Below are 13,917 nucleotides of genomic sequence, written 5' to 3'. Positions count from 1 at the left end.
GCGACACCGTGAGGATGATGGTCCCATTTGAAGATCTCGCTAAGCGACGTGCTTAACGGCACCGGACCCGCCGCATCCGTCCCCGCCCGCCGCTTCGCCGCCCTTCTCGGCCGCCCCTCTCGGCCGCTCCTCGGCGAAGCCGTCGCGAACCTTGGCGAAGCAATTGCAAAGGCCTAAGCCGCGGGGTGTGATCGGGCCGGCGGCGCGAGCCGCCCGCCGGCGGACCGCCACGCCGCCGCATCGAACCGGGAGCAGCCCTTGGCCACCATCATTCCCGTCGCCTCCTTCGACTACGTCGTGTTCGGCGCGACCGGCGACCTCACCACCCGCAAGCTGCTGCCGGCCCTGTACCACCGCTACAAGGACGGCCAGATCCCGGCCACCTCCCGGATCATCGGCGCCTCGCGCTCCGAGCTCGCGGTCGAGGCGTTCCGCGCCCGCACGCAGGACGCGCTGAAGCGCTTCGTGGCCCCCGACGACCTCGACCCGGAGACGCTCGCCGCCTTCCTCGACCATCTCGACTACGTCGCGGTCGACGGCGCCGGCGACGACGGCTGGACCGAGCTCGTGGCCAAGCTCGACGAGCGGCCGGACCAGGTGCGCCCGTTCTACCTCGCCACCTCGCCCGACCTCTACGGCTCGATCTGCCGGAACCTCGCCAAGTTCGGCCTCGTCGGCCCGAAATCCCGCGTCGTGCTCGAGAAGCCGATCGGCAAGGACCTGACCTCGGCCCGCGCGATCAACGACGCGGTCGGCGAGGTGTTTCCCGAGGAGCAGATCTTCCGGATCGACCACTACCTCGGCAAGGAGACGGTGCAGAACCTGCTGGCGCTGCGCTTCGCCAACACGATCTTCGACCGGCTCTGGACGGCCGACGTGATCGACCACGTCCAGATCACGGTGGCCGAGACCGTCGGGGTCGAGGGCCGGGCCGGCTACTACGACACGTCCGGCGCCCTGCGCGACATGCTGCAGAACCACATCCTGCAGCTGCTCTGCCTCACCGCGATGGAGAGCCCGCTCAACCTCGACGCCAACTCGGTGCGCGACGAGAAGCTGAAGGTGCTGCGCGCCCTCAAGCCGATCACCGCGGGCGACGTGCAGCACGTGACGGTGCGCGGCCAGTACGTCCAGGGCGCCGTCGACGGCAAGCCGGTGGAGGGCTACCTCAACGAGCTCGGGCACGACAGCCGCACCGAGACCTTCGTCGCCTGCAAGGTCGAGGTCCAGTCCTGGCGCTGGGCCGGCGTGCCGTTCTACCTGCGCACCGGCAAGCGGCTGCCGCAGAAGCTGTCCGAGATCGTGGTGCAGTTCCGCGCCGCGCCGTTCTCGATCTTCCCGGAGGAATCGTTCGGGCGCGAGCCCAACCGCCTCGTCATCCGCCTGCAGCCGCAGGAGGGCATGAAGCTCGAGGTGATGACCAAGGATCCCGGCCCCGGCGGCATGCGCCTGCGGCCGACCAACCTCGACATCTCGTTCGAGGAGACCTTCAAGCAGCGCTATCCCGACGCCTACGAGCGCCTGCTGATGGACGTGGTGCGCGGCAACGCCACCCTGTTCATGCGCCGCGACGAGGTCGAGGTCGCCTGGGCCTGGGCCGACAGCCTGCTCAAGGCCTGGGCCGACCGCCGCGAGCCGCCGCGCGCCTACCCGGCCGGCAGCTGGGGCCCCACCGCCGCCATCGCCCTGATCGAGCGCGACGGGCGGACCTGGCACGAGGAGCTGCGGTGACCGCACCCGCCGCCCGGCGCCGGCTCGCCCTCGCCCTGACGCTCGCCTGCCTCGCCCACCCGGCCCGGGCGCAGGGGCCGGCGACGGGGCAGGATGATGCGCCGAGCGGGGGCGGGGGACGGCCCGACACCCGCGTGCTCACCTGCGCCGCCGCCGCGGGCCTCGTCGCCCGCGCAGGCGCCGTGGTGATGAGCACCGGCCCGCTCACCTACCTGCGGATCGTGCGCGACGGCGGCTTCTGCACCATCGAGGAGACGACGCGGCCCGATTACGAGGCCACCCGCGACGAGCGGCAATGCTTCGTCGGCTACCGTTGCGTCGAGCGGCTGCAGGAGGGCCGCGAGGGACCTTGAGGGGGAGGAAACCTTGAAATTCCGGCCTGCGCGTGCCTTATTCCGTGCCTGGGGACGGATCGCCTGAGCGGCTTGCCACGATAGCCCCAGGCCGCCGACGACGGGCAACCGCAGTCGGTCCACGCGCAACGCGAGATAGCCAAGTGTCCCGGCGAGTGATGGCCCCTCCTCCCCGTGAGCGAGGGGCCTTTCACGTCCGGAGCCGTCCCGAACCGTGGATGCCGGCCCGCCGGAAAGGGCGCGGTCCTGTCGTGAGATCGCATCTTCCTCACGCGAGCCGGGCTCCACCGCGCTTGAGAATGCCTCAGCGCCGCGCCCGGGGCCGCACCCGATCACCCTGGTACACCTTCGCGCACAGGACCGCGAAGCTGATCTTGGTCGTGCCGGCCAGCACCCGCCGCCGATCCTGCACCGGTCCTGCACCGGGTACGCGCTCTCGACGACGATGAGCAGTTGCTGCCGATGCCCGGGCGCCGCCCGGCGGAGGCTGAAGTACATCGGATAGCACGCGCCATCGGCCAGCACGACGTTGGCGAGATAGACGTAGTTCCGATCCGTTGGCGTCATGTAGACCGAGGCACCCGGCAAAGCGTCGACGATGGCCGGCAATCGGCGGGAGAGTTCGTGCCGCGCGGGATCGTATGCGCGACGGCTCTGATGGTCCCAGATCAGGTGCTGGCGGTCGTGACGTTCGTCGGCGAAACCGACGGTGAAGCAGTGATTCGAGAAGCGTACCTCGATCGACAGCGCACGGCCGATCTTGTCGACGAAGAACGTCAGACGGCGCGGCTCCAGATGGGCAAGGTCGAGCCTCACGCCATCGATCACGTGGTCGAAATAGGCCATGGCCCGTTCCGGATAGGTCTTCGGGCCTAGGCCGCGCAACCGGCAAGGCTTGCATGCCGCAAGGCTCGCCACCGAACCCGTCATGGCCACCGGCCCGAGCGAATCGGGAAACGCAAGAGCCTGGCGGAGATCGCCGCACCGGTTCGCGGCACCGTCGCGTGCGCGAACCGGATCTCGATCCGCCCCGCCGCCCGGCGTCAGGCCGCCGGGACGCCGATCAGCTCGGCCTGGAGGCCGCCGAGATAGGTGGTGAGCCGGGCCGAGATTGCCGGGTCGGCGCACTGGACCCAGAGCGGCACCGGCAGGGCGGCGCGCGGGCAGCGCAGGATGATCCGCTCGGCCGACAGGGCGGCCTGCCGCTCGCTCGCCGCGGCCAGGAGCTTCGAGCCCGTCGGCGTTCCGATCATGATGGCGATGCTCGTCATGCCGGGCCAACCCGTGAGCGGGCCGTCCGTTGCCTGCCGCCGGGGGCCGGGACGGCGTGTCGCGTGCGCGATCCCGATTCCCGGTCTACCCTGTCGCCGCCGCGGCTCATGAGCCTCGGCCCCGAGGGAGGATGGAACGCCGTGCGACGCCTCCTGAAGTTCCTGCACACGATGGGCGCGGTCGGGCTGATGGGGGCGTTGGCCTGCCTGCTCGTGCTGTTCGCGTTCGTGCCGCCGCCGGCCGACCGGGCCGGATACGCGCTGATGCGCGGCGCGATGGGCGCGGTCGCCACCTGGATCTTCCTGCCCGCGCTGGCGCTGACGCTGCTGGCCGGCCTCCTCGCCCTGGCGCAGCGCGCCTTCCACCGGGCGGCCTGGGCCTGGGCGAAGCTCGCCACCGGCGTGCTGATGTTCGAGGGCGGCCTCGTCTACGTCCAGGGGCCGATGCGGCAAGAGGCTGACTTGAGCGCCGAGGCCTTGGCCGGCCGCCTCGACCCGGCGACGCTGGCCCAGTCGCTCGGGCCGGAGCGCAACACCCTGTGGCTGCTGCTGGTCGTCGCCACCGCCAACGTGGTGCTCGGCGTCTGGCGCCCGCGGCTGATGCGGCGGGCGCCCGTCGGGCAGACGGCGGCGCGCGGATAGGGTCGGCAGCACGCCCGCCCCGGCCCCCGTCCGGCGTCACGCCTCGTCGGCGGCCGGGACCCAGAGCGGCCCGCGCAGCACGGGGGCGCGCTTGGGCGGCGGCAGGGCGCGGCTGCCGGCGAGGTCGGCGAGTTCGGGCGCCTGGGCGGTGTCGTCGACGGTGAGGAACAGGCCGCGGGCGCGGGCCGCCCGGCCGAGATCGGCCCGGCTGGTCAGCACGCTCTGGGCCGGGCTCGTCAGCAGCGCGATCACCACCGGCGACAGCCACAGGGCGAGCCACGGGTCGCCGACCAGCGCCAGCGCGAGGCCGGCGAGCGCGCCGACCACGAGGGCGTCGGCCTGCAGGCGGCAGGCTTCCGCCCAGCTCACCTTGCGGTCGTCGCGGGCCTGGGCGTCCCAGCGCACGACCCGGCCGAAGAAGGTCGAGATCACCGCGCCGGCGGTGAACAGCGTCATCACCGGCCAGAGCAGCACCCAGATGCCCTGCTCGAGCGCCGCGCTCGCCAGCAGCGAGCGGGTGCCGCCGAAGGCGTCGCGCCGCGCCTTGGAGGCGAGCACGTGGCCGAGGCTCAGGAGCTTCGGCAGGGCCAGCACCGCGAGGGTGAGCGCGGCGAGCCCGTGCGCGGCGGCGCCGGTGCCGGTCAGCCCGTAGCCGAGCAGGCCGAGCTCGCCGGTGCGCGCGGCCAGCCACGCCCCCGCGACGAGGTAGGCGATCCACAGGGGCAGCACCCCGTAGGAGACGATGCCGACGGCGAGGTGCCAGCGGCTCGCCGCGCGCAGGCCCGGCCAGGGCAGGACGCGCAGGTGCTGCATGTTGCCCTGGCACCAGCGGCGCTCGCGCCCGAGGAGGTCGACGAGGTTCGTCGGCATCTCCTCCCAGGTGCCGTCCATCTCCGGCAGCAGGCGGACCTCCCAGCCGGCGCGGGCCAGCATCCCGCCCTCGACGATGTCGTGGCACAGGATCTCGCCGCCCAGGGGCGCCCTGCCCGGCAGCACCGGCAGCTGGGCGTGGTCGGCGAACGCCGCGACCCGCAGGATCGCGTTGTGGCCCCAGTAGCTCCCGTCCGGCCCCTGCCAGGTCTCGAGGCAGCGCAGGGCCAGCGGCGCGTAGAGCCGCACCGCGAATTGCTGGATGCGGGCGAACAGCGTGTCGCGGCCGGCGGCGTAGGACACGGTCTGGATCAGGCCGGTCGCCGGGCTCTCCTCCATCAGCCGGGCGAGGCGGCGCATCGTGGCGCCGGTCATCAGGCTGTCGGCGTCGAGCACGATCATGAAGTCGTACTGGTCGCCGTAGGTCCTGGTGAACTCGGCGATGTTGCCGGCCTTGCGCCCGATGTTCTCGGTGCGGCGGCGATAGCGGATCCGCGGGATGCCGGGGCCGGCGGTCTCGCGCCAGGCCTGGATCCGGGCGAACTCGTGCTCCTCCACCGCCGCGATCGCGCCGTCGCGGGTGTCGGAGAGGACGAAGAGGTCGATGTCGCCGCCGGGGGACTCGTCGCGGGCACCGTCCCGCGCGGCGTCGCGGGCGAGCGAGCGCGCCATCACCCGCAGCGCCGCGAACACCGCCACCGGGTCCTCGGCGTGGATCGCCACCACGGCCGCCGTGCGCGACAGGCCCGACGCCTGCGCCGGCACCGTCTCCGAGCGGCGCTCCAGGGCGGATTTCGCCCGCGCGCCGAGGCCGGCGGCGATCAGGCCGTAGAGGTACTGCCACGCCACGAACGACTGCCAGGTCATCACCACCGCGAACAGGACCAGCACGGTGCGGGCGAGCCAGGCGCCGGTCGGGTCGGCCGGGGCCGGGTAGGCGACGGCCGCCAGCCACGCGATCGCCGCGCCGGTGGCGAGCGACGGCACCGCGAGCGCCAGCCGCCGCCCGCGCAGCGAGCCGATGCGCCCGGCGCGCTGCCAGGTTTCGGCCGCGCACCTCTCGACAGGGCGCCCGTCGGCGTGGGAGGCCGGCACTTTCGTGGACGGAATGGGGCGCGTGGCGGGCATGGAGCGCATCGAACTCGAAGGTGAGGACCACCCGCCGGAGGCGGGGCCGCAGCGCGGCGCCGGCGAGGGCCGGGGCGACGGGCCGGGGCCGGGCCTGCCGGCGCGAGGAAGCCCCGAGGCCTCCCCGCGATCGGCCGCCAGCTTGTCCCCCTCCCGCCGCCGCGTTCTCCGCACGGCCCTGACCGCGATGGTCGGCAGCGTCGTTCCTAGCGTCATCGATCTGAATGAGGCCCGAACGATGGCGCAGGAGCGGCAAGCGGTGACGGACGGGCCGACCACCTTCGCCACGGTGTCCGCGATGGCCGAGCGGCTGGCCGGCGCGCCCTACGTCGCGCCGCCCGAGGACCTGCCGGGCGCCCTCGCCGGGCTGACCTACGACCAGTACCGCGCCATCGTCTTCCGCCCGGCGGCGGCCCTGCGCCTCGGGCGGCACTTCAGCGCGCAGCTGTTCCACCGCGGCTTCCTGCAGCGCAAGCGCTGCGCGCTGTACCTGCAGCCGAAGGCCGGGCCGGCCCAGGCCGTCGCCTACGAGCCCGGCCTGTTCGAGCTGGGCCGGGCGCTCGACGGCCAGAGCTTCCCGACGACGCTCGGCTTTGCCGGCTTCCGACTGCACTTCGCCGCCACCGAGACCCCGCCCGGCCGCCCGCGCGGCTTCCAGGAGGAGTTCCTGGTGTTCCTCGGCGCGTCGTACTTCCGCCTGCGCGGCGAGGGCCAGGAATACGGGCTCTCGGCGCGCGGCGCGGCGATCGGCACCGGCTCGGCCGCGGGCGAGGAGTTTCCCGACTTCACCGCCCACTGGATCTGCGAGCCGGAGGACGATGCGAAGACGATCACCGTGCTCTCGCTCCTCGACAGCCCGAGCCTGTCCGGCGCCTACCGCTTCGAGATCGCGCCGGGCGACCCGGCGCACATCCAGGTCACCGCCGCGCTCCACCCGCGGAAGGACATTCCCCAGCTCGGGCTGGCCCCGCTCACCAGCATGTTCCTGCACGGCCAGAACGGGCCGGGCGCGCGCGGCGCCAGGCCCTTCGACGACTTCCGGCCGCAGGTGCACGATTCCGACGGGCTGGTGGTGCGCTCCGGCGCCGACCGGCTGTGGCGCCCGCTGGTCAACGGCCGCCCGAGCCCGCAGATCTCCGCCTTCCGCGCGGCGCCGCTCTCCGGCTTCGGGCTGATGCAGCGCGAGCGGACCTTTGCCGCCTACCTCGACGTCGAGGCGCGGCAGGAGGCCCGGCCCGGCCTGTGGGTCGAGCCCGCCGCCCCCGCGACGAAGCCCGAGATGGTCGCGGCCGGCGCCTCGCCGCGGGCCGGCGACGCGTTCGCGGCCGGCCAGGTGCAGCTGTTCGAGATCCCCTCGGTCGAGGAGTACATGGACAACATCGTGGCGGCCTTCGTGCCGGACGCGCCCGTCCGCCCCGGCCACCCGATCGCGCTCGCCTACGGGCTCACCACGGTGGGAGCCGAGCCGGTGCCGGCGCTGCCCGGCACCCTCGCCCGCGTGATCTCGACCCGCATCGGCTCGCCCGACCGCCTGCGCCCGGTCGACCCGCCGATCCCCGGCCGGCGGCTGTACTGCATCGACTTCGCGGGGCCGGACCTGCCGCAGGGCGCCCTCGACGCCGAGGGGGCGGGCGTCGCCGCGATCGTCTCGGCCAGCGCCGGCACGATGCACGATCCCGTCGCCGCGCCGGTGCCGCAGACCGGGGGCTGGCGCATCTACGTCGAGTGGCGCCCCCCCGCCGCGATGCCCCCGGGCGACGTGGTGCTGCGCGCCCACCTCACCCGGGCCGGGCGCCGCATCAGCGAGACCTGGGACGCGGCGGCGTAGGCGCGCGCGGGCGGGCGAACCCCGGAATGGCCTCCCTTCGCCCTCGCCCCTCCGGAGGCGGCCCTTCCCGACCTCGGCGGGCGCGCCCGGAGCGCGGGCAGGCCCCGGATCCGTGCGGGGCCGGGGGGAGGCGCGGCCGCCCGCGCCTCGGCATCGGTGTTCACCCCAGGTTGCCCTCGGCGCGCCGACCCGTCAAACCTTGACGTCTCGTCGCGACAACGTTCGGCGGATGGGGACCGACGCGGGGGAGGAAGGGCGGAGCCAGCGTGGACGGGGACGATTTCGAAGGGCCGCCGCGCCGCCGCCGCCACCTGCCGGGTGCGGAGCGCGAGCGGCAGATCGTCGAGGCGGCGACCCGCTTCTTCGCCGAGCAGGGCTTCGGCGGCCAGACCCGCGAGCTGGCCGCGCGGATGGGCATCACCCACTCGGCGATCTTCCGCTACTTCCCCACCAAGGAGGCGCTGATTGAGCGGGTCTACGACCGGGTCTTCGTCGCGCGCTGGAACCCGGATTGGGGCCCGATGGTGCGGGACCGCAGCCATCCGCTGGAGGCGCGGCTGGTGCGGTTCTACCAGGAATACGCCGCCCGGATCTTCGACTACGAATGGGTGCGGATCTTCGTGTTCGCCGGCCTGCGCTCGGTCGACATCACCCCGCGCTACCTCGCCATCCTGCGCGAGGCGCTGATCCTGCCCGTCTGCGCCGAGTTGCGGGTCGAATTCGGCCTCGCGCCGCCCGAGGTGCTGCCGTTCCAGGAGCGCGAGATCGAGGCGGTCTGGGCGCTGCACGGCAAGGTGTTCTACATCGCGGTGCGCAAGTACGTGTACAACCTGCCGACCCCCGACGACGTCGGCCCGATCCTCGCCGACGACGTGCTGGTGTTCATGCGCGGCGCGCCGACGCTGTTCCGGGCGATCCACGCGGACGCGGCAGCGATGCGCGGGTCGGCGGAGCCGGGCTGACACAGGTTCGAACGGATCGTTCGCATCGCCGACTCGGCCCCCTCTCCCGTTCGGGAGAGGGTTGGGGTGAGGGGACAGGTGTTTCCGGCGAGGTCGCCCCCCTCACCCTGTCCCTCCCCCGGACGGGAGAGGGGACCCGCGCCGCCTCCGGCAGAAGCGGGGATCCGTGAACCCGACCACGCTGGCGAAGCGGCGCGATCGCATCGTCCCTACCGGAACGCCGCCCGGTCACGGCGCGCGCGCTTCGCGAAGCGTCCATTCTCCGGGATACGCGGCGTCGAACTCCGCATCGAATGCCTTCGCGATCAGATCGGCGAAGGCGATTTGCACGTGACTGGGTCGCGCTCTCATCGGCCGGCATGCGTTGTACGGGTTTCCCCGAAACCGGCACAACAGAACCGCAGGGTCCGAACCTCGTGGCCGGGGTGTGGACGCGGCCCCGAGGCGAAGGTGCCGGGCGGCCGATGGACGACCGCTCTCGGGGGACATCGACGGCCGTCCGCAGGCGCGGCATGGGCCGGATGCAGGCCATCGTCATGAAGGCCATCCGCCGCCATCTCACGCCGTGCGGTCGCCCGCCCCGAGCTCGCCGCGGTCCCGGTGGCACGCCAGCTCATGCTCCGGCCCCACCGAGCGGCGCAGCGGAAGCTCGGTGCGGCAGACGGCGATCGCGGCCGGGCAGCGCGGGTGGAACGGGCAGCCGGGCGGGGGCGCGAGCGGGGACGGCGGCTCCCCGGGGAGCGCCTGGAACCGGCGCTTGCCCGGCACCAGCTTCGGCGTCTGGGCGAGCAGGCTGATCGTGTAGGGGTGGGCGGGGGCACAGAACAGGGTCTCGGCCGGCGCCACCTCGACGAGGCGGCCGAGATACATCACCGCCACGCGCGAGGCGACGTGGGCGATCACCCCGAGGTCGTGGCTGACGAACAGGTAGGTCAGGCCGAGGTCGCGGCGCAGCTCCATGAACAGGTTCAGCACCTGCGCCTGGATCGAGACGTCGAGCGCCGCCACCGACTCGTCGCAGACCAGCATCCGCGGCTTCACCGCCAGGGCCCGCGCGATGCCGATGCGGGCGCGCTGGCCGCCGGAGAACTGGTGCGGGTAGCGCGCCATCGCGTCGGCCCCGAGGCTGACCCGGGCGAGCTGGTCGGCCACGTAGGCGCGCTTGTCGCGGGCCGCGACGAGGCCGTGGGCGACGGGGGCCTCGCCGACGATGTCGAGCACCCGCAGGCGCGGGTTGAGGGACGCGGTGGCGTCCTGGAAGATCATCTGGACGGACAGCGCGGCCGCGCGGCGTTCCGCGGCGCTCGACCCGGCAAGGTCGCGCCCGTCCCGCAGCACCCGGCCCCGGCTCGGGGCGTGGAGGCCGGCCGCGAGCCGGGCCAGGGTGGATTTCCCGCAGCCGGATTCGCCGACGAGCCCGACCACCTCGCCGGCCCCGATCGCGAGGTCGACCTCGGTCACGGCCTGCACCGCGCTCGGCGGCCGGCGCTCGCCCAGCAACCCGGCGAGCCGGGCGGCCAGCGACGGGCTCGACCCGAACCGCTTCGAGACGCCCTCGAGGCTGACCAAAGGTTTCACGTGAAACGCGCCGGCTGGAGGGGATGGCGGCAGAGGGCGAACCGCGACGGCTCGGCGCGCGCGGTCGGCGGCGGCGCGGCGCAGTCCGGCGTGGCGCAGGCGCAGCGCGGGGCGAAGGCGCAGCCCGGCGGGCGGTCCGTCAGCGCGGGCGCCATGCCGGGGATCTGCGCCAGCGGCACGCCGCGGGCGTTGCGGCTCGGGGCGGAGGCGATCAGCCCGGCGCTGTAAGGGTGCAGCGGCGCCTCGATGACGTCGGCCACCGGCCCGGCCTCGACGATGCGGCCGGCATACATCACGCAGAGCCTGTCGCTGAGCCCGGCCACCACCGCGAGGTCGTGGGTGATCCAGATCAGGGCGGTGCCCATCTCGGCGCAGAGACCCTGCGCCTCGGCCAGGATCTGCGCCTGGATCGTCACGTCGAGGGCCGTCGTCGGCTCGTCGGCGATGAGCAGGGCCGGCGCGTGCAGCAGCGCGATGGCGATGGCGATGCGCTGGCGCATCCCGCCCGAGAGCTGGTGCGGATAGGCGCGCAGGCGCGCGTCGGGTGCCGGGATCCCGACCTTGACCAGGGCCTCGCGCGCCCGCGCCCGGGCGGCCGCCGCCCCGACGCGCTCGTGCGCGCGGATCGCCTCGACCACCTGGGTCTCGACCCGCAGCACCGGGTTCAGGGTGGTCATCGGGTCCTGGAAGATCATCGCCATCCGCCTGCCGCGCAGCGGCCGGAGCTCGGCCTCCGGCAGACCGGCGATGTCGCGGCCCTCGAGCAGGATCCGGCCGCCCGAGACCCGGCCGGGCGCCTCGATCAGCCCCATCAGCGCGAGCCCGGTCACCGACTTGCCCGAGCCGGATTCGCCGACGAGCCCCAGCACCTCGCCGCGGCCCACGGTGAGGCTCACCCGGTCGACGGCGACGTGCTCGCGCCCGCCGGCCTTGAAGCTCACGCTGAGGTCTTCGAGGGCAAGGACGGGGGCGGTCATGGCGCGTTCCCCTGCCCGACGCCGCTTGCCTCCCCCCTCTGCGGGCTCGCGGAGGCGCGCATGCCCGCGCGTCGGCAGACGGACGGATTGCGCGAAGCACCACGCGGCCCCCTCTCCCGAACGGAAGAGGGAACCCGCGCCACCTCGGGAATGCGTGGCGAAACATGTGACCGCGATCGCCCGCCGGGGCCGGAAGGGATGTGCACGGACAGAATTCTTCGGCCGGTCCCGGAGGGTATCAATCCGAAAACCTCGGGTTCAGCACGTCGCGCAGCCGGTCGCCGACGAGGTTGATCGCGACGATGACCGCCACCAGCGCCAGGCCGGGGAAGGTCGAGATCCAGTACTTGCCCGAGAGCAGGTAGTCGTAGCCGTTCTTGATCAGCAGCCCGAGGGAGGGCTCGGTCACCGGCACGCCGACGCCGAGGAAGGACAAGGTCGCCTCGAGCGCGATGGCGTGCGCCACCTGCATCGTCGCCACCACGATCACCGGGGCCGAGCAGTTCGGCAGCAGGTGGCGAAAGATCAGGCTGCGGCGCGGCAGCGCGAGCGCGCGGGCGGCCTCCATGTACTCGCGCCGGCGCTCGACCAGGGCGGTCGCCCGGATGGCGCGGGCGTAGTAGGCCCATTGCACGGCGATCAGGGCGATCACCACCTTGTCCACGCCGCGGCCGAAGGCGGCGAGCAGCACCAGCGCGATCAGGATCGCCGGGAACGAGAGCTGCAGGTCGGCGAGCCGCATCAGCACGGCATCGACCCGGCCGCCGGCGTTGGCCGCGAGCACGCCGATCGTGGAGCCGAGCGTCGCCGCGACCAGGGTCGCCGAGAGGCTGACGACGAGGGAGACGCGCAGGCCGTAGAGGATGGCCGAGAGCATGTCGCGCCCCTGCGCGTCGGTGCCGAGCGCGTACAGCATCCCGGAGACGCTGCGGCTGCCGGGGGGCAGGGTGCCGTCCATCACGTCGAGGTTGGCGAGGTCGTAGGGGTCCTGCGGCGCGATCCAGGGGGCGAGGCAGGCGGCGAGGACCGTCAGCACCAGGGCCGCCAAGCCGAGCGCCGCGCCGGGGCTGCGGAGGAACGCGCGCACGTGCGCCCGCCAGACCGGCTCGGCCGCGGCGGCGACCGGCCGCGCGGCGGGCGGCCCGCCGGCCGCGGGGAGCGTCTCGCCCGTGCTCACGCGGCCTCCGACAGGCGGACCCGCGGGTCGAGGGCGGCGTAGATCAGGTCGACGATCAGGTTGATGACCACGAACAGGCACACGGTCAGCATCAGGTAGGCGACGATGACCGGGCGATCGAGCCGGTTGATCGAGTCGATCAGGAGCTTGCCGATGCCGGGCCAGGCGAATACCGTCTCGGTGACGACGGCGAAGGCGATCATCGAGCCGAGCTCGAGGCCGATCACGGTGATCACCGGAAGCAGGATGTTCTTCAGGACGTGCACGCCGACGATGCGGGCCGGCGACAGCCCCTTAGCGCGGGCGAAGCGCACGTAGTCCTGCAGCATCGCCTCGCGGGTGCCGGCGCGCGCCAACCGGATCACCACCGCGAGCTTGAACAGCGCCAGGTTCACCGCCGGCAGCACGAGGTGGCGCAGGCCGTCGAGCGTCAGGAGCCCGGTCTCGATGCCGAGCACGTTGACGGTCTCCCCGCGGCCGCCGGCCGGAAACCAGCCGAGCGTCACGGCGAAGACCAGCACCAGCATCAGGCCCTGCCAGAAGTTCGGCAGCGAGAACGCCAGGATCGAGCCGGTCATGATCGTCCGGCCGGTGCCCGAGCTCGGCTTGAGGCCGGCCCAGAGCCCGAGCGGCAGGCCGACCGCGACCGCGAGCACCAGGGCGGTGAGCGCCAGCTCCAGCGTCGCCGGCAGGCGCTGCAGGATCACCGACAGGGCGGGCTCGTTGTAGACGAACGAGCGCCCGAGATCCCCGTGCAGCGCGCGCCAGGCGAAGGTGCCGAACTGCACCGGCAGCGACCGGTCGAGCCCGAGCCGGGCACTGATGGCGGCGCGCTCGTCCGGCGTCGCGTCGGGCGCGGCCAGCATGTCGATCGGATCGGCGATGGCGTAGACGCCGACGAACACCAGCGTCGCCATCGCCGCGACGGTGACGAGCGCCTGGCCGAAGCGCTGGATCAGGGAGGTCAGCATGCAGGTACGCCGCCGAACGGGGCGCGGGTCCCCTCTCCCCGCACGCGGGGAGAGGCCCGGCTGCACCCCGTCGTGCAGCCGGGAAGCGCAGGAGAAGCCGGAGCGATGGTGAGGGGACGCGAACGGACGAGGCTCCGCCGTCGAAGCCCCCTCACCGTCGGCTGCCGCCTCGCCGCGCCGCCGCCGCGGTCGTCGCGGCCCTCTCCCCCCGTGCGGGGAGGGGGGAGGCCCGCCTGCACGCTGTCGGGCAGCCGGGAAGCGAAGGAGAAGCGGGAGCGATGGTGAGGGGACGCGAACGGACGACGATCCGCCGTGGAAGCCCCCTCACGTTCGGCTGCCGCCTCGCCGCGCCTACGACGCGGTCGTCGCGGCCCTCTCCCCGCGTGCGGGGAGAGGGGATGCCCGGCGCCCGGAAATCCCGATCCCTCA

Annotated in this window: 12 protein-coding genes; 6 read left to right on the top strand and 6 right to left on the bottom strand. The window is 73.6% G+C overall.

What is annotated here, in order from left to right:
- The first annotated feature begins 258 nt into the window (after positions 1-258).
- The 3 genes from zwf to MKK60_RS14330 all read left to right on the top strand — a co-directional run bounded on the left by zwf (position 259) and on the right by MKK60_RS14330 (position 2,960).
- Positions 259-1,731 carry a glucose-6-phosphate dehydrogenase gene (gene zwf / locus MKK60_RS14340; protein ID WP_147844613.1) on the top strand — a complete coding sequence of 491 codons (1,473 nt, stop codon included), beginning with the start codon at positions 259-261 and terminating at the stop codon, positions 1,729-1,731.
- A complete protein-coding gene (locus MKK60_RS14335; RefSeq protein ID WP_243986699.1) occupies positions 1,728-2,084 on the top strand; it encodes a hypothetical protein in 357 nt (118 codons plus the stop codon). Before zwf ends, MKK60_RS14335 begins: the two co-directional genes overlap by 4 nt.
- A 453-nt stretch (positions 2,085-2,537) precedes the next feature.
- Positions 2,538-2,960, top strand: coding sequence for a hypothetical protein (locus tag MKK60_RS14330; RefSeq protein ID WP_243986698.1), 423 nt, complete (start codon positions 2,538-2,540; stop codon positions 2,958-2,960).
- Positions 2,961-3,127: 167 nt separating this feature from the next.
- Here MKK60_RS14330 and MKK60_RS14325 read toward each other — a convergent pair whose 3' ends face one another.
- Positions 3,128-3,355, bottom strand: coding sequence for a hypothetical protein (locus MKK60_RS14325; RefSeq protein ID WP_147729635.1), 228 nt, complete (start codon positions 3,353-3,355; stop codon positions 3,128-3,130).
- 141 nt (positions 3,356-3,496) lie between these two features.
- On the opposite strand from MKK60_RS14325, the gene MKK60_RS14320 reads away from it, so the two are divergent.
- On the top strand, positions 3,497-3,997 hold the full coding sequence (locus MKK60_RS14320) for a hypothetical protein (protein WP_243986697.1): 501 nt from the start codon (positions 3,497-3,499) through the stop codon (positions 3,995-3,997).
- A 36-nt stretch (positions 3,998-4,033) separates the two neighbouring features.
- Here the strand turns inward: MKK60_RS14320 and mdoH are convergent, their stop codons facing one another.
- Positions 4,034-5,995 carry a glucans biosynthesis glucosyltransferase MdoH gene (gene mdoH, locus MKK60_RS14315; RefSeq protein WP_409567399.1) on the bottom strand — a complete coding sequence of 654 codons (1,962 nt, stop codon included), beginning with the start codon at positions 5,993-5,995 and terminating at the stop codon, positions 4,034-4,036.
- A 238-nt stretch (positions 5,996-6,233) separates the two neighbouring features.
- Here mdoH and MKK60_RS14310 point away from each other — a divergent pair, with 238 nt between their 5' ends.
- Together MKK60_RS14310 and MKK60_RS14305 are read left to right on the top strand one after the other, a co-directional pair.
- Entirely contained in the window at positions 6,234-7,823 is a 1,590-nt protein-coding gene (locus MKK60_RS14310) for a glucan biosynthesis protein (protein ID WP_147863031.1), read from the top strand.
- A 266-nt stretch (positions 7,824-8,089) separates the two neighbouring features.
- Positions 8,090-8,785 (top strand): TetR/AcrR family transcriptional regulator, encoded by a 696-nt coding sequence (locus MKK60_RS14305; protein ID WP_243986695.1) that lies wholly within the window; start codon positions 8,090-8,092, stop codon positions 8,783-8,785.
- Between the two features lie 558 nt (positions 8,786-9,343).
- Here the strand turns inward: MKK60_RS14305 and MKK60_RS14300 are convergent.
- The 4 genes from MKK60_RS14300 to MKK60_RS14285 form a co-directional block, all read right to left on the bottom strand.
- On the bottom strand, positions 9,344-10,363 hold the full coding sequence (locus MKK60_RS14300) for an ABC transporter ATP-binding protein (RefSeq protein ID WP_243986694.1): 1,020 nt from the start codon (positions 10,361-10,363) through the stop codon (positions 9,344-9,346).
- The gene (locus MKK60_RS14295) at positions 10,360-11,340 is read right to left on the bottom strand and encodes an ABC transporter ATP-binding protein (protein ID WP_243986693.1); all 981 of its coding nucleotides are present in this window, start codon (positions 11,338-11,340) and stop codon (positions 10,360-10,362) included. Before MKK60_RS14295 ends, MKK60_RS14300 begins: the two co-directional genes overlap by 4 nt.
- A 238-nt stretch (positions 11,341-11,578) precedes the next feature.
- Complete coding sequence (locus tag MKK60_RS14290) at positions 11,579-12,427, bottom strand: ABC transporter permease (RefSeq protein ID WP_147860288.1); 849 nt, start codon at positions 12,425-12,427, stop codon at positions 11,579-11,581.
- 86 nt (positions 12,428-12,513) lie between these two features.
- Positions 12,514-13,488 (bottom strand): ABC transporter permease, encoded by a 975-nt coding sequence (locus MKK60_RS14285; protein ID WP_243986692.1) that lies wholly within the window; start codon positions 13,486-13,488, stop codon positions 12,514-12,516.
- Between the last annotated feature and the right edge of the window lie 429 nt (positions 13,489-13,917).

The organism is Methylobacterium sp. J-092, assembly GCF_022829325.1.
In the GTDB taxonomy this organism is placed as follows: Bacteria; Pseudomonadota; Alphaproteobacteria; order Rhizobiales; family Beijerinckiaceae; genus Methylobacterium.
Note: the sequence above shows the minus strand (reverse complement) of the source record. Positions and strands in the feature narration are given on the sequence as shown.